This window comes from Streptomyces sp. H51, assembly GCF_035656535.1.
Classification (GTDB): Bacteria; Actinomycetota; Actinomycetes; order Streptomycetales; family Streptomycetaceae; genus Streptomyces.
Window position 1 is genome coordinate 38,575 of the sequence record NZ_JAYMHD010000021.1, and the last position, 24,107, is coordinate 62,681.

Annotated in this window: 16 protein-coding genes; 4 read left to right on the top strand and 12 right to left on the bottom strand. The window is 72.6% G+C overall.

The features are described from left to right. The first annotated feature begins 109 nt into the window (after positions 1 to 109). The gene (locus tag VKA29_RS06595; protein ID WP_324784252.1) at positions 110 to 862 is read left to right on the top strand and encodes a class F sortase; all 753 of its coding nucleotides are present in this window, start codon (positions 110 to 112) and stop codon (positions 860 to 862) included. Between the two features lie 105 nt (positions 863 to 967). Here the strand turns inward: VKA29_RS06595 and VKA29_RS06600 are convergent, their stop codons facing one another. After that, positions 968 to 1,708, bottom strand: a complete 741-nt coding sequence (locus VKA29_RS06600; protein WP_324784253.1) for a hypothetical protein — start codon at positions 1,706 to 1,708, stop codon at positions 968 to 970. A 225-nt stretch (positions 1,709 to 1,933) separates the two neighbouring features. Here VKA29_RS06600 and VKA29_RS06605 point away from each other — a divergent pair, with 225 nt between their 5' ends. The 3 genes from VKA29_RS06605 to nirD are packed head-to-tail and all read left to right on the top strand — an operon-like array spanning position 1,934 to position 6,207. Beyond that, the gene (locus VKA29_RS06605) at positions 1,934 to 3,181 is read left to right on the top strand and encodes an NAD(P)/FAD-dependent oxidoreductase (protein WP_324784254.1); all 1,248 of its coding nucleotides are present in this window, start codon (positions 1,934 to 1,936) and stop codon (positions 3,179 to 3,181) included. Further along, the gene (nirB, locus tag VKA29_RS06610; RefSeq protein WP_324784255.1) at positions 3,182 to 5,860 is read left to right on the top strand and encodes a nitrite reductase large subunit NirB; all 2,679 of its coding nucleotides are present in this window, start codon (positions 3,182 to 3,184) and stop codon (positions 5,858 to 5,860) included. It abuts the gene before it with no gap. After that, positions 5,857 to 6,207, top strand: coding sequence for a nitrite reductase small subunit NirD (gene nirD / locus VKA29_RS06615; protein WP_324784256.1), 351 nt, complete (start codon positions 5,857 to 5,859; stop codon positions 6,205 to 6,207). Before nirB ends, nirD begins: the two co-directional genes overlap by 4 nt. A 31-nt stretch (positions 6,208 to 6,238) precedes the next feature. Here the strand turns inward: nirD and VKA29_RS06620 are convergent, their stop codons facing one another. From VKA29_RS06620 to ppdK, 11 genes are all read right to left on the bottom strand, one after another. After that, positions 6,239 to 7,201: a TauD/TfdA dioxygenase family protein gene (locus VKA29_RS06620; protein WP_324784257.1), complete on the bottom strand. Its 963-nt coding sequence runs from the start codon at positions 7,199 to 7,201 to the stop codon at positions 6,239 to 6,241. A gap of 83 nt (positions 7,202 to 7,284) precedes the next feature. Next, positions 7,285 to 8,235 carry an AEC family transporter gene (locus VKA29_RS06625; protein WP_324784258.1) on the bottom strand — a complete coding sequence of 317 codons (951 nt, stop codon included), beginning with the start codon at positions 8,233 to 8,235 and terminating at the stop codon, positions 7,285 to 7,287. Between the two features lie 20 nt (positions 8,236 to 8,255). Beyond that, positions 8,256 to 9,155 carry an aminotransferase class IV gene (locus tag VKA29_RS06630; RefSeq protein ID WP_324784259.1) on the bottom strand — a complete coding sequence of 300 codons (900 nt, stop codon included), beginning with the start codon at positions 9,153 to 9,155 and terminating at the stop codon, positions 8,256 to 8,258. Positions 9,156 to 9,165: 10 nt separating this feature from the next. After that, complete coding sequence (locus tag VKA29_RS06635) at positions 9,166 to 9,996, bottom strand: hypothetical protein (RefSeq protein ID WP_324784260.1); 831 nt, start codon at positions 9,994 to 9,996, stop codon at positions 9,166 to 9,168. Beyond that, complete coding sequence (gene asnB / locus VKA29_RS06640; RefSeq protein ID WP_324784261.1) at positions 9,993 to 11,819, bottom strand: asparagine synthase (glutamine-hydrolyzing); 1,827 nt, start codon at positions 11,817 to 11,819, stop codon at positions 9,993 to 9,995. The genes VKA29_RS06635 and asnB overlap by 4 nt, the downstream gene beginning before the upstream one ends. Before the next feature lie 3 nt (positions 11,820 to 11,822). Continuing rightward, complete coding sequence (locus VKA29_RS06645) at positions 11,823 to 12,827, bottom strand: peptidase (RefSeq protein WP_324784262.1); 1,005 nt, start codon at positions 12,825 to 12,827, stop codon at positions 11,823 to 11,825. Then, positions 12,824 to 14,116 (bottom strand): ATP-grasp domain-containing protein, encoded by a 1,293-nt coding sequence (locus VKA29_RS06650; RefSeq protein ID WP_324784263.1) that lies wholly within the window; start codon positions 14,114 to 14,116, stop codon positions 12,824 to 12,826. Before VKA29_RS06650 ends, VKA29_RS06645 begins: the two co-directional genes overlap by 4 nt. After that, positions 14,113 to 17,964, bottom strand: a complete 3,852-nt coding sequence (locus tag VKA29_RS06655) for an amino acid adenylation domain-containing protein (protein WP_324784264.1) — start codon at positions 17,962 to 17,964, stop codon at positions 14,113 to 14,115. Before VKA29_RS06655 ends, VKA29_RS06650 begins: the two co-directional genes overlap by 4 nt. Before the next feature lie 228 nt (positions 17,965 to 18,192). Beyond that, positions 18,193 to 19,413 (bottom strand): MFS transporter, encoded by a 1,221-nt coding sequence (locus VKA29_RS06660; RefSeq protein ID WP_324784265.1) that lies wholly within the window; start codon positions 19,411 to 19,413, stop codon positions 18,193 to 18,195. Between the two features lie 384 nt (positions 19,414 to 19,797). Next, positions 19,798 to 20,712, bottom strand: a complete 915-nt coding sequence (locus VKA29_RS06665) for an oxidoreductase (protein ID WP_324784266.1) — start codon at positions 20,710 to 20,712, stop codon at positions 19,798 to 19,800. 270 nt (positions 20,713 to 20,982) lie between these two features. Further along, complete coding sequence (gene ppdK, locus VKA29_RS06670) at positions 20,983 to 23,730, bottom strand: pyruvate, phosphate dikinase (protein WP_324784267.1); 2,748 nt, start codon at positions 23,728 to 23,730, stop codon at positions 20,983 to 20,985. Positions 23,731 to 24,107: the final 377 nt, after the last annotated feature.

Genomic DNA, 24,107 nt, shown 5'->3' on the forward strand with positions numbered 1-24,107 from the left:
CCTCCGCTGCCCGTCGCCGGTACCGCATCTCCCCTCCCCCTCCGAGTCCGACGCCCCTCGCGGCCCGGAGGGGGTACGGGGTCCGTCCCAGTTCAGGAGGAGGTCCGCCATGCGCAGGTTCGGCGCGTCCGGGATCGGCGCACGCGGGTTCGGCGGCTCCCGGTTCGGCGGCTCCCGGTTCGGCGCACGCGCAGCCGGCGCGCCCGGGACCGGCAGCCCCGCGTTCCGCGGGGGCGGCGGCCGGCGCCGGTTCGGCAACGTCGTCATAGCGGCCGTCACCGCGGCGGCCCTCTGTTCGGGCGCGTGGCTGCTGCGCAACGGCACCGAGGCGCACCCGCCGCCGCAGCCGTCCGCCGCCCAGGCGCACTCGGCGCGGGACGGCGACCGGCCCGGCGCCCCCGCGCTGCCGCCCTCGTCACCCGAGCGCATCCGCATTCCCGCGATCCGGGTCGACGCCCCCCTGACGGGACTCGGCCTCACCCCGGCGGGCAGCCTCGACGTGCCGCCCGCCGCGGAACGCAACCTGGCCGGCTGGTACCGGGCCGGCACCGCGCCGGGCGAGACGGGTACGGCGATCGTCGCCGGCCACGTCGACAACGCCGACGGGCCGGCCGTCTTCTACCGTCTCGGCGCCCTGAAGAAGGGCGCCGCGGTGGACGTGGACCGGCGGGACGGCAGCGTCGCCGTCTTCACCGTGGACGCCGTGGAGGTCTACGACGCCGGGCACTTCCCCGACGAGAAGGTGTACGGCGCGGCGAAGCGGCCCGAGCTGCGGGTGATCACCTGCGGCGGGGGCTACTCACGGGCGACCGGCTACCGGGGCAACGTGGTCGTCTTCGCGCACCTGACCGGCAGCCGCTGACCCGACCGGAGCGGGCGGGCATTGCCGCTGAGGGCGTCGGGCCGCCCGTCCGCGCTGTCCGTACGCCGGCCGGCCCCCGCGGAACCCGGCCGCTCGCGACCCGTCTCACGTGGTGGCGGGCCGACCGCCACCGGGCGCCTGCGCCACCCCGCCGGCGTCCGCGCCGGCGTCCGCGCCGGCGTCCGCGCCGGCGTCCGCGCCGGCGTCCGCGTCGGCGTCCCCGCCGGCGTCCGCGTCGGCGTCCGCGTCGGCGTCCGCGTCGGCGTCCGTGTCGGCGTGCGTGTCGGCGTGCGCATGCGCGTGAGCGTCAGCCGTGAGGTGGGCCGTGCGGGTGGGCCGGGCCAGGAGCCTCCGGGCGAGGCCGGTCTGCAGCCGGGTGAGGCCGCGCCCGAGCCACGGCATCAGCAGCAGGAATCCGAGCCCGCCCACGACGGCGTGGAACGCCCAGGCGCCGGCGAAGGTGGGCCCGCCCCACGCGTCGGAGTGGTCGGAACCGGCCCGCAGGGGCCAGCCCAGGTTCATCGGGACCAGTGACCAGCCGTACAGCGTCACCGCGGCCGTGACCAGGTTGAGCGGCGTGGCGAGCAGCGCGTGGGCCAGTCCGGCGCGCGGTCCGCCCGCGAGATCGGTGCCCAGCAGCCGCCGTATCAGGGCGCGCTGCCACCGGCCCGTCGGCGCCCCGCACAGGGCCAGGGGGACACACGCCAGGCCCACCGGGAAGGCGATCACCTGGTAGGCGGCACGGCGCCAGGTGCCGACGGTGAACGGCTCGCGCGCGACGCCCCGGACGTGTGGGGCGGCCTCGCGTACCGGGACGTGCCGGGTGTTGTGCGTCGTGGTGGCCATCGTGGTTCCCCCTGTGTGAGCCGGTGCGACTGTGATGGCACCAGACTCGCGCGGCCACCGGTCGTGGACGATGGTGCCCGCACGAGACCCCGAGGTCGGGTTGACCCCACCCCGGCACCCCCCTTCCCGCCTCACACCCCCCGCCCTCCCGCACTGAGGGCAGCGTTCCGCACGGGAAACAGAGGTGATGCCACCGGGTAACACCGGCCCCGCAGGCTCCTGGACATGACCTCGAATACGCGTGTGGTGGTGATCGGCGCCGGCCTCGCGGGCGTCCGTCTCGCCCGGCGGCTCGGCGAACTCGGCACGCCGGTCACGCTGATCGGCGAGGAGGAACACCGCCCGTACAACCGGGTGCTGCTCGCCGAGGTGCTCGCGGGCCGCTACAGCCCGGACGTGATCGCGCTGCCGGGGGTCGCGCCCGCGGAGCTGGTGCGCGCCCGGGTCACCGGCATCGACCGGGCCGCGCGGACCGTCAGCTGCGCGGACGGGTCCGCGATCGGGTACGGCACTCTGGTGCTCGCCACCGGATCCAACCCGGTGCTGCCGCCGCTGCGCGGCCTGTTCACCCGCGAGCGGCACGAACTGCCGGAGGGCGTGCACGCGTTCCGCACGATGGACGACTGCCTGGGTCTTTCCGAGGCCGTGCGGCCGGGCGTGCGGGTGGTGGTCATCGGCGGCGGGCTGCTCGGCGTCTCCGCCGCGCGGGCGCTGGCCCGGCGCGGGGCGCAGGTCGTCCTGGCGCAGCAGTCCGAACGCCTGATGGAACGTCAGCTCGATCCGAGCGCGTCCCGGCTCGTGCGCCGGCACCTCGTGGACCTGGGCGTCGAGGTGCACACCGAGTGCCGGGTGCGGGACGTGCGCTGCGCCGGCGGCGCGGTCCGCTCGGTCGAACTGCACGACGGCTACGCGCTCGACGCCGACCTGGTGGTACTGGCCTGCGGGGTGCGTCCGCGGGTGGGTCTCGCCCGGGCCGCCGGGCTTGAGGTCCGCAGGGGCGTGGTCGTCGACGACGAGCTGCGCACCTCCGACCCGCACATCCGGGCGATCGGCGACTGCGTGCAGTACGACGGCACGGTCTACGGGCTGGCCGCCCCGGCGCTCGAACAGGCCGACGTACTGGCCGAGTCGCTGGCCGGGGACGCGAACGCCCGCTACAACGGCACCCGTTCACTGACCCGACTCACCCTCGCCGGGCACACCGGCTCCGACCCCGCCGGGCACACCGACTTCGACCTCGCCGTGTTCGGTGAGACGGAGGCCCGTCCCGGCGACGACGTCGTGCAGCTCGCCGACGCCACCCGCGGCACCTACCGCAAGGTCGTCGTCCGCGACGACCGCCTGGTCGGCGGGGTCCTCGTCGGCGAACTCGGCACCGTCGGCGCGCTCGCCCGCGCCTGGGAGGGAGCGGAGCCGCTGCCCTCCGGCGGCGGCCCCCTGCTCCACCTGCTCACCAACGATGGAGGCTCCTGAATGTCCGCCACCCCGGAGGCCACCCCCACGATCGTGCTCGTCGGCCACGGCATGGTCGGCCAGCGCTTCCTCGAGGCGCTCGCCGAGCGCGGCCTGACCGCCACGCACCGCGTGGTCGTGCTGTGCGAGGAACCGCGTCCCGCGTACGACCGCGTGCAGCTCACCTCCTACTTCTCGGGCCGTACGCCCGAGGAACTGTCGCTGACGGACGAGGAGTTCATCGACGCGCACGGCATCGAGCTGTACGTCGGCGACCCGGCGGAGACGATCGACCGCGCGGCGCGGAAGGTGACCGCCCGGTCCGGCCTCGTCGTGGACTACGACATCCTCGTCCTGGCCACCGGCTCCTACCCGTTCGTCCCGCCGGTGCCCGGCAAGGACGCCGAGGGCTGCTTCGTCTACCGCACCATCGAGGACCTGCTCGCCATCGAGGAGTACGCGAAGCGGCGCGCGACGAGCGGCGCGGTGGTCGGCGGCGGACTGCTCGGCCTGGAGGCCGCGGGCGCGCTGAAGGGGCTCGGACTCGACGCGCACATCGTGGAGTTCGCGCCGCGCCTGATGCCGGTCCAGGTCGACGAGGGCGGCGGCGCGGCGCTGCTGCGCACCATCGAGGAGATGGGGCTGAGCGTCCACACCGGCGTAGCCACGCAGGAGATCCTGACCGACGCGGCCGGCGCGGTCACCGGCATGAGGCTGTCCGACGGCTCCGAACTGGCCACCGACATGGTGGTGTTCAGCGCCGGGGTGCGCCCCCGCGACCAGCTGGCCCGCGACTGCGGTCTGACCGTCGGCGAGCGGGGCGGCATCGCGGTCGACGAGCGGTGCCGGACCGTCGCCGACCCGCGCGTGTTCGCGATCGGCGAGTGCGCGCTGGCCGTGGACGGCCGGGTGTACGGCCTGGTCGCCCCCGGCTACGAACAGGCCGAGACGGCCGCCGCGACGATCGCCGAGGACGAGGCCGGGCAGCCGGGGTTCACCGGCGCCGACCTGTCGACCAAGCTGAAGCTGCTCGGTGTGGACGTGGCGTCCTTCGGCGACGCGCACGGCACGGCCGAGGACTGCCTGGACGTCGTCTACTCCGACTCCCGCGCGGGCCTGTACAAGAAGCTGGTCATCGGCCGCGACGGCAGGCTGCTCGGCGGCGTCCTGGTCGGCGACGCGGAGGCGTACGGCATGCTGCGCGCGCTGACCGGGTCGGTGCCGCCGGTCTCCCCCGAGTCGCTGGTGCTGCCCGCCGGTTCGGGGGGCGGCGACCGGCTCGGGCCGTCCGCCCTCCCGGACGAGGCGGTGATCTGCTCCTGCCACAACGTCTCCAAGGGCACCATCCGCGGCGCGGTCACCGAGCACCGGTGCACGACCGTGCCCGAGGTGAAGAAATGCACCAAGGCGGGTACCGGGTGCGGCAGTTGCGTGCAGGTGCTGGGCCGGTTGGTCACCGCCGAGCTGGAGGTGAGCGGCGTCGAGGTCGACAAGGGCCTGTGCGGCTGCTTCGCGCAGACCCGCGAGGAGCTGTACGAGATCGTCCTCGCCCTGCGCGTCGACACCTACCAGGACCTGCTCGACCGCTACGGCCGGGACGGCGCCCGGGGCGGCGAGGGCTGCGAGGTCTGCAAGCCGGCCGTCGCCTCGATCATCGCCTCCCTCGCCCCCACGATCGGCGCGAGCGGCTACGTCCTGGACGGCGAGCAGGCGGCCCTGCAGGACAGCAACGACCACTTCCTGGCCAACCTCCAGAAGAACGGCTCGTACTCCGTCGTGCCGCGCGTCCCCGGCGGTGAGATCACCCCGGAAGGGCTGATCGTGATCGGGGAGATCGCCCGCGACTTCGGCCTCTACACGAAGATCACCGGCGGCCAGCGGATCGACATGTTCGGCGCCCGCGTCGAACAACTGCCGCTGATATGGGCACGATTGGTGGACGCCGGCTTTGAGTCGGGCCACGCCTACGGCAAGGCGCTGCGCACCGTGAAGTCCTGCGTGGGCCGGACCTGGTGCCGCTACGGCGTCCAGGACTCGGTGCGCATGGCGATCGACCTGGAGCTGCGCTACCGGGGCCTGCGCTCCCCGCACAAGCTGAAGTCGGCGGTGTCGGGCTGCGCCCGCGAGTGCGCGGAGGCCCGGTCCAAGGACTTCGGCGTCATCGCCACCGCGGGCGGCTGGAACCTGTACGTCGGCGGCAACGGCGGCGCCACCCCGCGCCACGCGGACCTGCTCGCCCAGGACCTGTCGGACGAGAAGCTGATCCGCCTGACCGACCGGTTCCTGATGTTCTACATCCGCACCGCCGACCGCCTGGAGCGCACCTCGGCCTGGCTGGAGCGGATCCCCGGCGGGCTGGACCACGTGCGGGAGGTGGTCGTGGAGGACTCCCTCGGCATCTGCGAGGAGCTGGAGTCGCTGATGGCCGCGCACGTCGCGAACTACCGCGACGAGTGGGCGGAGACCATCGGCGACCCCGAGAAGCTCGCCCGGTTCGTGTCCTTCGTCAACGCGCCCGGCACCCCCGACCCGGTCGTCGGCTTCGTGCCCGAACGCGGCCAGATCAAGCCCGACCTGCCCCTGCTGTCCATCGGCATGCGTCCCACCGAGGACCTCGCCGAAGCCCTCGCCGAAGACATCACCGAAGACCTCAGCGAAAACCTCAGCGAAGACCTCCTGGAAGGAAGCGCCCGGCGATGACCCCGGCACCCGAGACGACCGGCCCGAAGGTGCAGCTCCGGCTGGACGACGACTGGTTCACGGTCTGCGAGCTCGACCGGCTGCTCCCCGGCCGGGGCGTGGCGGCCCTGCTCCCGGACGGCCGCCAGGTCGCCCTGTTCCGCGACCGCGGCGGCCGGCTGTACGGCATCGACAACCGTGACCCGTTCTGCGGCGCGGCGGTGCTCTCCCGCGGCCTGACCGGCACCCACCGGGGCCGCCCGTTCGTCGCCTCCCCGCTGCTGAAGCAGCGGTTCGACCTGGTGTCGGGGCAGTGCCTGGACGACGAGTCGGTGCGCGTGGCCACCTACGGGGTACGGACCGCCTGAGAACGGGCCCCGGATCCGCGGGCCGCGGCGCCTACCAGGCGCGCATCGGTTCTCCCGCCACGAGCTGCGAGACGAACCCCCGGGGTCCCCGTGCCGGTTCGCCGAGGACGGTGACGCGGTGCATGACGCGTTCGACGTCGAGGTGACCGAAGTCGGTGGGGGCGAGGTGGCAGGTGGTGCGGTTGTCCCAGAAGGCGATGGAGCCGGGCTCCCAGCGGAAGCGGACGGTGTACTCGGCGCTGGTCAGGTGCTGGAAGAGCATCTCCAGCAGGTGGCGGCTCTCCAGTTCGGTGAACCCGGTGACCCGGGTGGTCGAGCCCGGGCTGACGAAGAGCGCCTTCTCGCCGGTCTCGGGGTGGACGCGCACCACCGGGTGGACGGCGACCTGCGGGTCCGCACAGTAGATCTTGAGGATCTCGCGGTCCCGCTCGTCGGAGTGGCGCAGATGGACGGCGGTGAAGAAGGCGTGCTCCGCCGTCAGCCCGTCCACGAACTCCCGCACCGGCGCCGAGAGGCCCTCGTACGCGGCGACGGTGTTGGTCCACTGGGTGTCGCCGCCGAAGACCGGGGTCTTCTCGGCGCGCAGGATGGACAGGCTGGGCGGGTTGACGGCCTGTGTCAGGTCGCTGTGCCAGCCGGCGAGCGGGGAGAGCCACTTGCGGCGGTAGTGCTCCTCGAAGTCGGGGCCGTAGCGCTCGGTGTCGCGCCTGGGGTCGACGGTGAGGATCTCCGGGTGGCCCTCGGGGTGGACGCCGTGCTTGTCGCCGGGGCGCCGGGTCAGCGCGCCGAAGCGGCGGCCGAAGGCGATGTGCTGGGCGTGGGTGAGGTCCTGGCCGCGGAAGAACACGACGCGGTGGGTCAGCACGGCCTGGCGGATCTCCCGCACCGTGGCCTCGTCGAGTTCGTCACGGAGGTCGACGCCCGAGATCTCGGCGCCGATACGGCCGGCGGCCTGCCGGACGGTGATTCTGGTGAGCTGCGCGCTGTGCGGCACGGTGATGCCTTTCCGGAGGTTCGGCGGGGATGGGTTCGTGCGCGCGTCCCGGCACAGCGCGGCCGTCGGTGATCCGGCGCTGTTCAGGCCGCGTGCGCCGCCCACTGCGCCCACAGCGGGAGCAGCAGCAGTGCGACGACCGAGCTCTTGACGACGAGGGCGGCGGACATGTCGACCCCGACGTCGTAGCGCTGGGCGAAGATGAACAGGTTCTGCGGCGCGGGCATGGCCGCGATCAGGACGAGGTAGCCGAGCCACTGGCCGTCGACGCCGAAGAGGTCGTGGCACACCAGGTAGGTGATCAGCGGGAACGCGACACACTTGAAGGCGATGATCCACATCTCCTCCGGGGTGGTGCCGCGTACCTTCAGGCCGCTGCCGCCGAGGTGCAGTCCCAGGGCGAACAGCGCCACGGGCGAGGCACTGTCGCCGACGAAGGCGAAGCTGTCGAGCACCACCTTCGGCACGGTGACGGGCATCAGGTTGAGCACGATGCCGGCGTTGCAGGCGACGACGACGGGGGTCATCAGTGAGGCGGTGACGGCGGATCCGAGCCGCCGTGCGGGGCTGCCGACGCGGTCCGGGCGCCCCAGCTCCATGATCGAGATGACGACGAGGGACAGGACGCAGACCTGGAACAGCAGCACGGGGAAGATCGGTGCCGCGTTCCCGAACAGCATGATGAACACCGGCACGGCGAAGTAGGCCGTGTTCACCTGGACGGCCGCCATGATGCGCAGCGCCACACCGCGGGGGTCGCGTACTCCCGTGGCCCCGGCCACCGCACCGGTGAGGACGGCCGCGACGGCGGCCGCGGCCGCGTAGCCGGTGATGGCCCGCCAGTCGAACAGCGTCCCCAGGTCGCTGCGGTAGATGTTCCCGAACAGGAAGCAGGGCACGGCGAAGAGGAAGGCGTAGTCCGCGAAGGCCTTGGAGCTCTCGGCCGGCACCACCTTCCGCCTCGCGAGGACGACCCCGCAGCCGAAGGCCAGCACCACCGGCGCCAGCTTCTCCACAGCATCCACCGCTCCCATGCACGTGCCCCCGCTCCTGGTTACCGCGTGCTCATGTCGACGCGTCCCTCGACCAGCTCCCGGTATCCGGCGACGATCCCGCGCAGTACGTCATTGCCACCGAGGTCGTAGTAATGATCACCGATGCGGCCGACCGGAAGGATCTCGCAGGCGGTCCCGCACAGGAACGCGCCGTCCGCCTCGCCCGCGAACGCCGGCGGCAGGTCGCCGACCACGCAGTCGATGCCGGCGCGCCCGGCGATCGCCAGCACGCACGCCCGGGTGATGCCCTCGATGGTGCAGCGGGTCGTCGGGGTGTGCAGCACGCCGTTCCGGGTGAAGAACAGGTGCGCTCCGGTCGCCTCGACGAAGTTGCCGCGGTCGTCGAGGAGGAGCGCGTCGTCGAAGCCGGCGCGCAGTGCCTCGTTCTTGCTGACCGTGCCGATCATGTAGTTGCCGGCCGCCTTGCTCTTGACCGGCGCGTACTCGGGCGAGGGGCGGCGGTAGCGGCCGATCACCAGGGAGATGCCCTTCTCCAGGACGTCCGTGGCGGCGTAGTAGCCCTCCGGGAGCTCCCAGGCGGCCACCGAGGTGTGCACGCTCGTCCGGAGCGCGGCGGTCTGGATGATCTCCGAGCCGCGCCAGGCGTTCATCCGGACGTAGCCCTCGGTGATGCCCGCCTCGGCGACGACCGCGAGGGTCGCCTCGTGGAGTTCGTCGGCGCCGTACTCGAGGTCGAAGTCGAGGATGCGGGCCGAGGCGCCCAGCCGGGCGATGTGCTCCGCCGGCAGGAACGGTCTGCCGCGGTAGACGCGGATGCCCTCGAAGATGCTGGAGGCGTAGTGCAGTCCGTGGGTGAGCACGTGCAGTTTCGCGTCGGCCCAGTCCACGAGGGCGCCGTCGTACCAGATCTTGCCGGTGCGCTGGTCGAAGGGGATCACGGTGTGCCTCTCAGAGCGCCAGGTCGAACAGCGGGTGCTGGAGGTCGCCGACGAGGGCGACGAAGCGGCGCTGGTGGTGGGTGAGGGCCCGCACCGACACCCCGTGCAGGGCGAGCGGGTTGATGGGGTACATCACCAGCGTGTTGCTCCGGTAGGGGACGGTGGTGACCTCCTCGACGTAGCTCGGGTCGATGTCGAAGCGGTTGTCGCCGTACTCGGAGGCGCTGGTGCGGAACTTGTGCGCGCCGGGCCGGTACTTGTAGAGGACGAGGTCGCCGCCTTCGGTGTCGTCCTCGGGCAGGCGCATGTAGAACAGGCCGCCGAAGAGTTTGTACGGCTTGTCGACGTGCGGCCCGCGGTAGGAGGACGGCCTGCCGGTGACGGCGGAGTTGATGACGGCCGTGCAGTCCATGAGGATGTCGTGGGTCTCGAAGCTGTCCCGGTTGCGCCGGCCCACGCGCAGCTCGCGCAGCGGGCCGGTCTGTTCCTCGGCGGTGGGGAGACGGTCGAGCAGGTCCTCCTGGAACAGGTCGAGGAACTGCCGGTAGAAGGCGGGCGAGGAGTGGTGGGTCACGAAGTCCTTCCACACCTGTGCCATCGCCGGATCGGCCAGGATCGGCTCCGACATGTAGTTGTAGCGCTCGTTGGAGGTGATCGGCTTGCCGATCCGCTGCCCGATGTACTCGGCGGTCGGCATCGACCCGGACAGGGCGTCGTAGAGGTCCCGCGGCAGCGCGTCGCGGACGACGACGTGCGGGAACGGGTCACGGCGTATGTCGTCGCGGGTGACGCCGTCCAGTACGGAGGTGATGGCGGGCGTGGTCTCGGTCGCGTCGGTCATCGGCTCGCTCTTTCCGGGAGGGGGGCGGGTGTGAGGCCGCGGGCGCGCAGCCAGGTCTCCAGGACCAGGAGGGACCACAGGAGTTCGGCGGCGTGCGCCGCGGGGTTCTCGGTCTGGGTGCGGAAGACGTCCTGGACGGTGTCCTGCCGGACGTAGTCGCGGCAGCGGGCGTCGCGGCCGAGGAGGAGGTCGCCGATCATGTCGTACAGCGCCTCCCCCGGCCTGATCATCGCGGTGACGGGCAGGGTGAACGGCTGCTTGGGCCGCTCGACGACGCTCCGCGGGACCCAGCGCCGCGCGGCTTCGGCCACCGGCGCCTTCACGGTGTCGCCGGCCACCTTGACGTGGGCGGGGGTCGCGCGGGCCAGGCGCATCACGGACGGCTGGAGGAAGGGGATGCGGGCCTCCACCGAGTGGGCCATGCTCAGGTGGTCGACGCGGCGCAGGATGTAGTAGGGGAACCGCTCCTGCTGGTCGTAGCGCAGCAGCGTCTCCAGCTTGCCGTGCTCGCCCGAGCGGACCCGGCGGTCGAGTTCGTCGCCGCTGCGGTCGCCGAAGCAGCCTCCCGCGTCCCTGACGTGGGCCAGGTAGTCGGGGGTGTAGAGCCGGCCGAGGGCCGCCGTGTCGGCCGCCGCCATGGTGCCCTGGTAGGTGCGGTGCCAGGTGGCGGCGCCGTCCCGGTCCGCCTTGACGAACCGGGCGTACCCGGCGAAGAGTTCGTCGGCCCCGTCGCCGGTCAGGGCCACCTTGAAACCGGCCTGGTGGACGGCCTCGAAGAGGGCGAACGTGCTGAGGCCGTGCGGGGCGTTGTTGGGCTGGTCGAGGTGGCGGACGTACCGCTCGACGAGCTCGGGGAAGCCGGCCGGGTCGAGGAGCACCTGGTGATGTTCGGTGCCGCAGTGGCGGGCGACCTCCGCGGCGTGGTGGCGTTCGTCGGCCGGCCAGTCCCCGCGGTAGGCGATGTTGAAGGAGGCCACCTCGGGAACCAGGTGGGCGGCGAGGGCCGTGGTGTAGCTGGAGTCCAGCCCCCCGCTGGTGACGACGCAGACGGGGACGTCGGCGTCGAGCATCCGGCCCACCTCGGTGCGCAGCAGTTCGTCGAGGAGTCCGGCCGCGGCCGCGACGGTCGGCTCGCCGCCGGGCCAGTCGGGCTCCGCGGGCGCCAGGGGCGTGCGGGTGAGCGTCGTCCGCCCGTCGGCGAAGCGCAGCGTGGAGCCGGGCTCCAGGGTGCGGACCCGGGGGTGGACGGTGCCCGGTCCCCAGACGGCCTTGCCGCCGAGGTAGCGGTCGACGGCGAGCGGGTCGAGTTCGCCGGGGAAGTCGGGGAACCGGCCGAGGGCCCGCAGTTCGGAGGCGAAGCGCAGGCGGCGGCCGTCGGCGGACAGGTAGTAGTAGAGCGACTTCATGCCGGCGTGGTCGGTGAAGAGCTTGAGGACGGGTTCCTCGCGCTCGTCGACGAGCGCGAGGGCGAACATGCCTTCCAGGCGGGAGGTGAACGCGTCGCCGTGCAGCTCGTACAGCGGCAGCAGGACGTCGCCGTCGCAGTCGCCGTCGAAGCTGTACCCGTGGGCGGCGAGTTCGGCGCGCAGTTGCCGGTGGTTGTAGATCTCGCCGTTGAAGACGCAGGTCAGCGGGCCGAGCCGGAAGGGCTGTCGGCCGGAGTCGATGCCCTGGATCGCCAGCCGGTCGGTGCCGAGCGCCCATCCGTCGCTTCGTAGCACGGTCTGTTCGTCGGGTCCGCCCGGGAGCATCGCCGCGGCCACCGCCTCCAGTACGTGGGGGTCGGCGCGTTCGCCGCCGAAGCAGCCGTAGATGCGGCACATGGGTCAGGCCTCCTTGCCCGGGACGGCGCCCGCGGGTTCGAGGGCGAGGCCGGCGGACCGGGTGCCGCTCTGCCGGGCCCGCGGATGGTGCCGGGCGAGGAACTCGGTCACGATCTCCACCTGCCGCAGGATGTCGTCGAGCTGCTCGGGGGTGGGGCTGACGCCGTGGCCTTCGAGGGCGCTGTTGCCCGTCTTGAGGTGGACGGGCGCGGCGGCGCGGACGATGTCGGGGGCCTCGTAGGTGCGGATGAACCCGCCGGACGTCCTGGGGTTGTCCACGTGGCAGTCCAGCGGGATCGCGACCGCCTGCCGGAGGGCCGCGATCATGGGCAGGGTCAGGTCGCGTACGGGGTTGAAGCTGTCCGCGCCGAGCATCTCCAGCATCTGCGCCGAGGCCGGGTTGCCCTGCCCGCAGTGCGCGGAGACCTTCAGGTGGATGCCGGCGGGCAGTTCACCGGCGGTGCGCAGGCGTCCGAGCACCCACAGCAGGCCCTCGTCGTAGACGACGAAGCCGCGGACGCCCAGGCCGATGCCGCGTTTGACGTCCTCGACGGCCCGGACGATCTGTTCCTGGCCGCGCAGCCGGTAGGCGATGCGGGAGCCTTCCGGGGTCTGGACGCTGCCGCCGATGTCGTAGGCGGCGCGGGGTCCGACCGACATGAGGATCTCGGCCCCGTACTCCTCGCCCAGGGCGACGTACTCGCCGATCTCGCTCGCCGTGTGCCGGCACATGCCGCGGGTCTCGGTGATCCGGTTGATGGTGAAGCCGCGGCGGCGGCTCTCGGCGAGCAGCGTCTCGGCGGCCCGGACGGAGTTCACGGTGGGCACCTCGATGCGGAAGTGCCCGCCGTCGGGGAACGTCCCGCCGGAGTCGGGGACGCGCTGCGGATCCCCGTCGGGCAGGCCCAGCCGGGCCAGCTGCCTGCGGGTCTGGTCGTAGAACGCGGTGGTGGCCGTCGTCCGGTCGCCGGTGGTGGCCGTCGTCCGGTCACCGGTCGTGGCCGTCATCCGGTCACCTCGAAGCCGAGCCGGTCGGCCATGCCGCGGACGACGTCCTCGGCGATGCGGATCGACGTCGCGCGGTCGGCGTGCACGACCTGGACCTCGCCGAAGTTGCCGAGGTTGCCCCGGCAGGGAGTGAGCGTGTCGCCGTCGGGGAAGCGGACGGTGAGCGCGTGCAGACTGTCGCCGTGCTCGGCGGCGGCCCAGTCGAGGTCGGGTACCCGGTCGGGCTTCGGCACGGTGTCGGCGGCGCCGAACCAGCGGACGGTCGCGTAGTGGGTGAAGCCGCTCGGGCCGTGCTCGACCGGCTCGTCCAGGTGGATGCGGACGAGCAGTTCGAAGATGTCCCCGCCGCCGGCGAGCCGGAACAGGTTCGGCAGGCAGGAGCCCATGAGGCGCGGGTTGACCTCGATCAGCCGGGGCGTGCCGTCCGCGCCGAGCATGATCTCGACGTGGAAGATGCCGAGCCGCAGGCCGAGCGCGCCGACGACGGCCTCGGCGAACTCCATCACGCGGTCGTGCTCGTCGGCGGTGATGCCCGCGGGGATCGTCGTGCCGGTCTCCAGGGCCTCGTGGCGGCGCCAGGTGGAGCGCTCGCTGACGGCCAGCCGCAGGAACCGGCCGCGGGCGAGGCCGATCTCGGCGGACAGGAAACGTCCGGTGAGGTACTCCTCGACGAGGATGCCCGCCGCGTAGACGCCCTGGCCGGCCCGCCCGAGGACGTCGGCCAGGTGCCGCTCGTCGGCGATGACGTGCGCGCCCTCGCTGCCGGAGCCCCGGGCCGGTTTGACCACGACCGGGTAGCCGGTGTCGGCCGCGAACGCGGCGGCCTCCGCGACGCCGCCGACGACGGCGTGCCGGGTGCGGTCGACGCCGGCTTCCGCGAGGGTCCGCCGGCAGCGGTCCTTCTGCTTGGCGGCAGCCGCGGCGTCGGCGTCGGTGAACGGCACCCCGAGCTGCTCGGCGATCCGCGCGACGGGGACCACCAGCGCGTCGACGGTGGCGACGAACCCGTCGACCGGCCGCTCCCGGTGGACGGCCCGGACGCAGGCGAGCAGGGCGTCGGGGTCGGTGGCGTCCTTGAGCACGTGGACCCGGTCGACGAAGCGGGCGTAGGGGGAGGCGTCGAAGTCGATGTTCTGGGCCTGCTCCATGAGCAGGGAGCGGACGAGCGTCACGTGGTGGCCGAGCCGCTTGGCCGCCTCGAACGCCGGGGCGTTGCCGGCCTTCCAGGTCACGAAGACCACGTGCCGTCCGCTGCCGTGCCGGTCCGTCGGGTGGTGTGGGTCAGTCATGGGGTTCTCCTCGCGAACCGCTGGCCGATGCGGACGAAGCCCGGCGTGGCGGTGCCGGGCAGGGGAATGAAGGAGATGGAACCGGCGAGGACGTTCTTCTCCGAGATGGAGCTGAACCCGCCCGCGCCGGACAGCACGAGGTCCCCTTCGTCGAGGCACTGCCACGCCCCGTCCGGCCGGCGTTCGGAGTAGGCGTAGCGCAGGTGCTCGGCGCCGCGCTCGACGTGGAGCCGGTAGCCGTCGGAGGCGTAGAGCCCGGGGCAGTCGTCGAGGTCCATCTCGAACGGGCGCCCGGTGCGGATGAGTCCCTCGCCGGTGAAGGCCCGCAGCACGTCCTCGTAGAGGCCGAACACCGGGTAGGCGTTGGCGAGGAGGAGCAGGAAGGAGCGCTCCTCGGGGAAGATCTGGACGAAGTTGTGGTGGCCGCTGCCGTTGGAGTTGAAGCCGAAGGCGGCCGGGCCGAACATCAGCCAGCCCAGGCCCCAGGCGTGCATGAAGTGGTGGCCGGGGACGGGGATCTGAGGGGTGCGCATCTGCCGGGCGAGGTCGGCGGACAGCAGGCGCTCGCCGTCGGGGGTGACACCGTCGTGCACGGCGAGCAGGGCGATCTTCGCCAGTTCCGCCAGGGTGAGGCAGACGGAGAAGGAGCCGGCGGCATCGTCGGCGACGGTCTGCCGCGGCGGGTCGTGGCGTACGTACCGCTTGACCTGTTCGGTCCATACGTAGCCGGTGGAGACGGTGCGCCCGTAGTGGCCGTCCTCGGTGCGGGCGGGCGGGATCTCCTTGATGCCGAGCGGGGTGAGCAGGAGTTCGTTGACCGCGCGGCGCCAGGGGATCCCGAGGAGCTTCTCGATCAGCGCGGCGACGATCGAGGTGCCGACCGCCGAGTACGCGAAGACCTCGCCGGGCTCGAAGAGCTGGCCGTAGCCGGCCAGGCTGTCCAGGTAGGTGTCGAGGTCGGGCAGGTCGGTGTCGTGCCAGACCTCGTAGGAGTCGTCGACGCCGCTGGTGTGCGACAGCAGGTGCCGCAGGGTGACCTCGACGGTGCGGCCGTCGCGGCGGCGGAACGCCCGCGGCAGCATTTCGTGGAGCGGCTCGTCGAGGCCGATCAGGCCGCGGTCGACGAGGCGGAGCGCGACGAAGGCCAGCATGGGCTTGGTGATGCAGGTGACGCGCTGCCGGGTCCGGGGGCCGTACGGGGTGCGCGAGGCGGTGTCGGTGACGCCGTGGTAGGTCAGCTCCAGCGTGCCGTCGAGGTACACCGCGGTGCCCGCCCCGGGGACGCCGTGTCCGCGGGCGGACTGGCGGAGGGTGTCGGCAACGGCGCGCAGCCGCTCGGGGGTGCCGACGGGCACCCGGGGGCCGGCCGCCCGCTCGCGGGTGCGGCGCAGCAGCTCCGCCTGCTCGGCCAGGGTGGGGTGGCCGTGGATCTCCGCCACCCGGACGGGACGGCCGGCGGCGTCGGACAGGCGGGCCGCGAGCAGGGTGGCCAGCAGGGAGTGGCCGCCGACGGAGAAGAAGTCCAGGTCGGGCGAGATGCCGCCGAGGCCCAGGAGTTCGGCCCACACCTGGGCGACGCGGGCTTCGTCTGGGTCGTCGCCGGTGAACGCGGCGGCGGTGCCGGTGCCCCGGTCGGCGGCACGGGCGGCGAGGGCGGTGCGGTCCACCTTGCCGTTGGGCAGGCGGGGCAGCCGGTCCTCGATCACGATCTCGGCGGGCTGCATGTAGTGCGGCAGCCTGGCCCGCAGCCGGGCGGCCACCGCCCCGGCCGTCACCTCGGCGCCGTCGCCGCCCACGTAGCAGACCAGCCGGGTGTCCGTGCCGGTGCGCACGGCCAGGGCCGCGACGTCGCGCGGGCCCACGGCCTCGCGGGCCACCGATTCGATCTCGCCGAGTTCGATGCGGAAGCCGCGCACCTTGACCTGGTTGTCCCTGCGGCCGAGGAAGCGGAGTTCGCCGTCCTCGGTCCAGCGTGCCAGGTCGCCGGTGCGGTACAGCCGTCCGCCGGGTACCGGGCCGAGGTGCGGCGGAGCGGTGGTGAACACGGCCGCGGTGCGCTCGGGGTCGTTGATGTAGCCGTCGGCCAGGCCGTCGCCGCCGAGGTGGAGCTCGCCCGTGGCGCCGTACGGAACGGGCCTGCCGTCCGCGTCGAGCAGGTAGGCGACGGTGTTGTGGACCGGGACGCCGATCGTGGGGGTCTCGGCGGTCGGGCCGGTGAAGCACTTCCACGTCGAGTAGGTGGTGTCCTCGGACGGCCCGTACAGGTTGTAGAGCCGCCGCACGCCCGTCGTGGCGAACGCGGCGTTCACCAGTTCCTTCGCCAGCGGCTCCCCCGCGACGTTGAGCACCCGCGCCGACGCGGGCACGGCCGCGCGCTGGAGCAGGACGTTCAGGGCGCTCGGCACGGTGTTGACCAGGGTCGGGCGCAGCCCCTCGTCCTCGGTGAGCGCGAGGACGTTGTCCACGACGACCACGCAGCCGCCGCGGGTGAGCGGGGCCCACAGTTCGAACACCGACAGGTCGAAGTTGAGGGAGGTGGAGAACAGCACCCGGGCCAGGTCCTCGGGTGTGTACGTGGCCTCGGACCAGGCCAGCAGCGCCACGGCGTTGCGGTGGCCGATCAGCACGCCCTTGGGCAGGCCGGTCGAGCCGGAGGTGTAGATGAGGTGGGTGGCGGACTCCGGGCCGACGGTGACGTCCGGCGGGGTGTCGTCCTCGGCGAACGACTTCTCCCACAGCTCCGCCCACGGCAGCGGGGTCGCGGACACGCCGGCGAGCCAGCCGGGGGTGTCGTCCCCGTCGTGGACGACGGCGGCCATGTCGGCCGTCGCGGCGATGGCGGTCAGCCGGTCGGCGGGATAGGCCGGGTCGAGGGGGACGTAGGCGCAGCCCGCCTTGTGGACGGCGAGCAGCAGGACGACGGCGCGGTGGGTGCGGGGCAGCGAGAGGCCGATCCGGGAGCCGGGGGTGATCCCGAGAGCGCCGAGTGCGCGCGCCAGCCGGTTCGCCTGCCGGTCGAGTCGGCGGTACGTCAGCACCGAGCCGCGCCACTCGACGGCCGGGGCGTCGGGGGTGCGGGCGGCCTGGGCCTCGACGAGGGCGTGCAGGGTGGTGCCGCGGTCGTAGGGGCGGGCGGTGTCGTTGAGGTCCCGCAGGAGGCGGCGGGTCTCGCGCTCGGAGAGCAGGGGCAGGTCGGCGACGGGCGTCCGCGGGTGCTGTTCGGCGTGGCGCAGCAGGGTGTCGAGGTTGGCGGCCATGCGCCTGATCAGTTCCGGGGTGAAGAGCGCGCGGTCGTAGTGCAGGGTGAACCGGGCCGGGTGGCCGGCGGTCCCGGAGGTGTCGAGGAGGAGCGCGAAGCCCTCGGGGAGGCCGGGCGTGGTGCCGTCGGTGTGGACGGTGCCGGCCCGCAGGCCGCCGCCGAGGTCGGCGGGTGCGCCGGGCACGGCGGCGGGTGCCGCTTCGCGGTAGCGGGCGCCGAGGTCGGCCGCCAGTGCGGTGAGGGTCAGCTCCCGGGTGTCGCGGGAGCGCACGGCCGCGGGCCGGTCGAGCGGTGCGCCGCCGGGGCCTCCCGCGCGGGCCAGGGCGATGTCGTCCTGGCCGCTGTAGCGGTGCAGGAGCACCGTGAAGGCGGCGTGTCCCAGGTCCGCGAGACCGGTCCCGGAGGCCGCGGCCTGCGGCGCGGCGGCGCCGACGCCGGCGGCGGTCCAGGAGTGGCTCCCGGTGCCCGCGGGCGGCACGGCCCCGTCGGCGATGTCACGGACGGGCAGTTGCAGTGCCGGTGCCGGTGCCGCAGTGGACAAGGCGGCGGTCTTTTCGTCCACTGTCACGTTCTCCTCGTCGTCGTTCATTCGCTTTCCGCACGGAATATGCGCATCCCCTTTTTTTGCGGGCATGCCGAACACGCTCAGGCCGTTCCATGGGCGCGCCGCAATTCGATGACGGCGGCGATGAAATCGAAACGTTCCGTACGGCGCCTCGTGCCGAATTCCGGCCGCGACGGAAAGAGCGTCAGAACAATGGTGGAACCGTGCGGAACCACCCGGGTCGCCGGGACATTCCGCGGACGTTTTTCCGGGTCAGGCCGCGACCGGGTCGGAGGCGGCCCCGCCGCCCCGCACGGCCCAGCCGGCGACGGCCGGCATGGCGGCCCCGACGATCGCGAAGCCGACGGCCATGACGATCCAGCCGAGGGTGCCGTGCTGGATGACGAGCCAGGTCAGCAGGGCGGGAGCGATCATCTTGCCGAGGTCCGCCCCCATGGCGTAGGTGCCCTGGTACTGGCCTTGGGCGTGCTCGGGCGCCAGCCCGAACGACATGCCCCAGCTGCCGGCGGACTGCCGGATCTCGCCCAGGACGTGGGCGAGGGCGCCGACCAGGAGCAGCGCGCCGGCGACCGCGGCGGAGGCGCCGCCGGTCAGCGCGAACACGATGCAGGCGACCGCGAGACACAGCGATCCGGAGCGCGAGGCCCTGGCGGCCGCGGGCGGCTCGTCCGTCCCGCGCGCCGCCCTGACCTGGAGCAGCACCACCGCGACGGTGTTGGTGAACAGGATGGCCGCGATGATCCACCGCGGGGCGCGGGTGTGGTGCAGCACCCACAGCGGCAGGACCACGTCGAGCAGCAGGTTGTGCATCGACAGCAGCCCGTCCAGCACGATGAAGGTCAGGTACGGCCGGTCCCTGAGCACGACCAGCGCGGGCCCCGGCCGGGCCGGCTGTGCGGGGACCGGGGGCAGCAGCAGGGTGAGCAGCCCGGTGGACAGGTACGTGGCGGCGTTGAAGGCCACGGCCAGCTTGTACGCGCCGACCGAGTCGACGGCCAGCAGCATGCCGGCCAGCGCCGCGCCGACGGAGACACTGACGTTGCTGGTGGCCCGCAGATAGGCGCGTACGGAGACCCGCTGCTCAGCGGGGACGAGGCCCGCGACCATGGCCATCCTGGCGCTGCGGCTGGCGCTGTAGGCGACGCCCTGAACGCTGACCACCGCGACGTACTGGGCGAAGCCGTCCACCACCAGGAGGGCCGCGGTGAGCGGCCCGAGGGCGATGAACGACCAGATCTGGACGGAGCGCGGGCCGACCCGGTCGGCCAGGTGGCCCGTCGGGGTGCTGACCGCGAGGGCGGCGCCGGCGGCCACGCCGACGCCGATGCCGAACTGGCCGGGCGACAGGTGCAGGACGGTGGTCGCGTAGATGGCGTTCAGCGCCATCCAGAGCCCCTGGCCGAGCGTGTGGACCAGGGTGATGCCGGTGAGGACGCGAGCGGGACCCGGTGCCGGGAGGAGGCGGCTCAGCATGCGCCGGCCGTTCCGCCCGCTGCGCACCTGCGGTCCAGCGGCACGGACGGCCCATCGGATTCCGGAAGGTGTAACCGGACAGCTCTTTTCGCACACGTCAGGATCACTGACACGCCCCTGCTCTCGTTCAGCGCCATTGCCAACGACAAGATTCGGGTAATTCCCCCGCAGTTGCGCGACCGAGGTTTTCGGCCTCGCTGGCTCTATCGAATCGGGGTATCCGCTCGACTGTCCAGGAAATTACATGTGACGCCGGTCACACGCCGCCGAATCCGTGGGTATGGCAAAGCCTGGAGAAAAAATGGGCTTCCCCGGTTGCCGCGGTGAAAATCCGGTCCTCCCGGCCGGCCCGGACCCGCCGCTCCCGTCGACCGGCGCGGACCGTCACGCGTACGACACCCCGGTCAGCCGCTCGGAGGCGGCCCACAGCCGCTCGCCCGTCGCGTCGTCGACGGTCCAGGGCGCCCGCCAGGACGGCGCGGGCGCGCCGCGCCACATCGCGAAGGACGGGCCGGTGAAGGAGTCGGGGCGCACGCCGGGGGCGGTGGCGGCGTACAGGACGGGCAGGGCGCCCGCCTCGGCCGACTGCGCGAAGAGCCGGTTGCCGAGCGTGACGATCCGCTCGGCGGTCCGTCGTCCCGCCATCCGCGGACCGGCGGTCTGGAGGCCGGTGGCCGCGTATCCGGGGTGGGCGGCGGCCGCCACCACGTCCGCGTGGTGCGCCGCGAACCGGCGCGCGAGTTCGTGCGTGAAGAGCAGGTTGGCGGTCTTGGAGCGGGCGTAGGCGAGCCAGCGGTGGTAACGGCGCTCGCTGTTGAGGTCGCGGATGTCGATGTTGGCGAGCGCGTGCATCAGGCTGGAGACGGTCACCACGCGGGCGCCGGGAGTGGCGAGCAGGACGGGCGCGAGCAGTCCGGTCAGCGCGAAGTGCCCCAGGTGGTTGACGCCGAACTGGGTCTCGAACCCGTCGGCGGTCGTCCCGTACGGCAGCGCCATCAGCCCGGCGTTGTTGACCAGCAGGTCGAGCCGGTCGTGGCGGAAGCCGTCCGCGAACTCCCGGACGGAGCGCAGGTCGGCCAGGTCCAGCCGGGCGCACTCGACCGCCGCGCCCGGCACCTCGACGGCGATCCGGCCGGCCGCCGCCCGGCCGCGTGCCTCGCTGCGGCAGGCCAGCACCACGCGGGCGCCCCGGCGGGCCAGTTCCCGTGCGGTGACGTAGCCGAGCCCGCCGTTGGCGCCGGTGACGACGGCGGTCCGGCCGCTCTGGTCGGGGACGGCGCTCGCGCTCCAGCCGGTCATCGGCGGTCTCCCTCGGACGGACTCGGGTGCGGACCTCCAACGTACGGAAGGGGCGGCACCCCCGCACAAGGGTGCCGCCCCTTCCGGTGAGGTCCGGAGCCGCCCCCGATCGGTCTGGTCGGGGACCGGAGACGGCTCCGGAGCCGTTGGGGGCCGGTGAGGGAGGCCGGCCCTTCCGGTGGGACCCGGAGCCGCCCCCGATCGGTCTGGTCGGGGACCGGAGACGGCTCCGGAGCCGTTGGGGGGCCGGTGAGGGGGCCGGCCCCCGGGTCAGCGGTGGTCGCTGCCCTCCGACTGGGTGGCCGCGCGACCGGCCTCCAGTCGGGCCACGGGGATGCGGAACGGCGAGCAGGAGACGTAGTCCAGACCCACCTCGTGGAAGAAGTGGACCGACTCCGGGTCCCCGCCGTGCTCGCCGCACACGCCGAGCTTCAGGTCCGGGCGGGTCTCCCGGCCGGCCTTCGCGGCGGCCCGCACCAGGGAGCCGACGCCGTCCTTGTCGATCGTCTCGAACGGCGACACCCCGAAGATGCCCTTCTCCAGGTAGGCCGTGAAGAACGAGGCCTCCACGTCGTCCCGGGAGAAGCCCCACACCGTCTGGGTGAGGTCGTTGGTGCCGAAGGAGAAGAACTCGGCGGCCTCGGCGATCTGGCCGGCGGTCAGCGCGGCGCGCGGCAGCTCGATCATCGTGCCGATCGCCAGCTTCAGCTCGGTGCCGGTGGCCTCCTGGACCTCGGCGATGACCTGGTCGGCCTCCTCGCGGACGATCTCCAGTTCCTGGACCGTGCCGACGAGCGGGATCATGATCTCCGCGCGCGGGTCGCCCTTGGCGTTCTTGCGCTCGGCCGCGGCCTCGGCGATGGCGCGGACCTGCATCGTGAACAGGCCCGGGATGACCAGGCCGAGGCGCACGCCGCGCAGGCCCAGCATCGGGTTCTGCTCGTGCAGCCGGTGCACCGCCTGGAGCAGGCGCAGGTCGTTCTCGTGCGGGTCCTTGCGGGCCTCGGCGAGGGCGACGCGCACCGACAGCTCGGTGATGTCGGGCAGGAACTCGTGCAGCGGCGGGTCGAGCAGGCGGATGGTGACGGGCAGGCCGTCCATCGCCTCGAACAGCTCGACGAAGTCCTGCTTCTGCAGCGGCAGCAGCTGCTTCAGCGACTCCTCGCGCTCGGCGTCCGTGTCGGCCAGGATCAGCCGCTCCACCAGCTCGCGCCGGTCGCCGAGGAACATGTGTTCGGTGCGGCACAGGCCGATGCCCTGGGCGCCGAACCGCCGCGCGCGCAGCGCGTCCTCGGCGTTGTCGGCGTTGGCGCGCACCCGCAGGCGGCGCTTGCGGTCGGCGAACGCCATGATCCGGTGCACGGCCTCGACCAGTTCGTCGGCGTCGTCGGCGCCGGCGTGCATGCGGCCCTCGAAGTACTCCACGACCGGCGACGGCACGACCGGGACCTCGCCGAGGTAGACCTTGCCGGTGGAGCCGTCGATGGAGATGAGGTCGCCCTCCTCCACCACGTGCCCCCCGGGCACGGTCATCCGGCGCCGCTTGGTGTCGACCTCGAGCTCCTCGGCGCCGCACACACAGGTCTTGCCCATGCCGCGGGCGACCACGGCCGCGTGGGAGGTCTTGCCGCCGCGGGAGGTCAGGATGCCCTCGGCCGCGATCATGCCGTCGAGGTCGTCGGGGTTGGTCTCCCGGCGGACCAGGATGACCTTCTCACCCGAGCGCGACCACTTCACGGCGGTGTACGAGTCGAAGACCGCCTTGCCGACCGCGGCGCCCGGCGAGGCCGCGATGCCCCGGCCGACCTGCTCGGTCCTGGCGTGCTCGTCGAAGCGCGGGAACATCAGCTGCGCGAGCTGGGCGCCGTTGACGCGCTGCAGCGCCTCGGTCTCGTCGATCAGGCCCTGGTCGACGAGCTGGGTGGCGATGCGGAAGGCGGCGCCGGCGGTGCGCTTGCCGACGCGGGTCTGCAGCATCCACAGCTGGCCGCGCTCGATGGTGAACTCGATGTCGCAGAGATCCTTGTAGTGGTTCTCCAGGGTCTCCATGATCCGCATGAGCTGGTCGTACGACTTCTTGTCGATCCGCTCCAGCTCCGCGAGCGGGACGGTGTTGCGGATGCCCGCGACCACGTCCTCGCCCTGCGCGTTCTGCAGGTAGTCGCCGTAGACGCCCTGGTGGCCGGAGGCGGGGTCGCGGGTGAAGGCGACGCCGGTGCCGGAGTCGGGGCCGAGGTTGCCGAAGACCATCGAGCAGACGTTGACCGCGGTGCCCAGGTCGTGCGGGATGCGCTCCTGACGGCGGTAGAGCTTGGCGCGGTCGCCGTTCCAGGAGTCGAAGACCGCCTTGATGGCGAGGTCCATCTGCTCGCGCGGGTCCTGCGGGAAGTCCCGGCCGGCCTCCTTCTTGACGATCTTCTTGAAGGTGGTGACCAGCTTCTTGAGGTCGGCGGCCTCCAGCTCGGTGTCGACCGTGACCTGCTTGGCCGCCTTGGCCTTGTCGAGCGCGTCCTCGAAGAGGTCGCCGTCGACGCCGAGGACGGTCTTGCCGAACATCTGGATCAGTCGCCGGTAGGAGTCCCAGGCGAACCGCTCGTCACCGGCCTGCTTGGCCAGGCCCTGGACCGACTTGTCGGACAGGCCGATGTTCAGGACGGTGTCCATCATGCCCGGCATGGAGAACTTCGCCCCGGAGCGGACCGACACGAGGAGGGGGTTGTCGGCCTGCCCCAGCTTCTTGCCCATCTTCTCCTCGAGGGCGGAGAGGTGCGCACTCACCTCGTCACGCAGTGCCGCCGGTTCCTCGCCGCTGTCGAGGTAGACCTTGCAGGCCTCGGTGGTGATGGTGAAGCCGGGCGGGACCGGGAGGCCGAGGTTGGTCATCTCGGCGAGGTTGGCGCCCTTGCCGCCGAGGAGGTCCTTGAGGTCCTTGTTGCCCTCGGTGAAGTCGTAAACGAACTTCACGCCCTCAACGCTGTTGGCCTGCGCGGCTACGTGGGGTTCTTTGTTTTCCGACACGGGTCTCGACTCCTCGAGGACGCGGTGGCTGCCCTGACGGCGAGGAACATACCCAGATCGAAGGCCCATGGGTACGTCCACTTGCGCGTCATGCGCCCGTAACCAGTCCGCTGCCAGCGGATCGAAAGTCAAAGCTTGGCAAGCGACAACGGGCGAGTGTTTTCACTTCTTGAACACATCCACCCCCACGAAGGGCTCCTGGGTGCTCATCTGAGCGGCTTGTGGCACGCCTGATTTCGATCGATGAACGATCAAGCGATGGCACTGAGTGCCACCCTTTGGAAAAGTGCAGTCGTGCAAGATCCGCTCATCTGAGCGCAACCCTTATCAAGGGTGGCGAGAATCACGCTCCCGCCGAGGCTCCGGTTTCACCATGC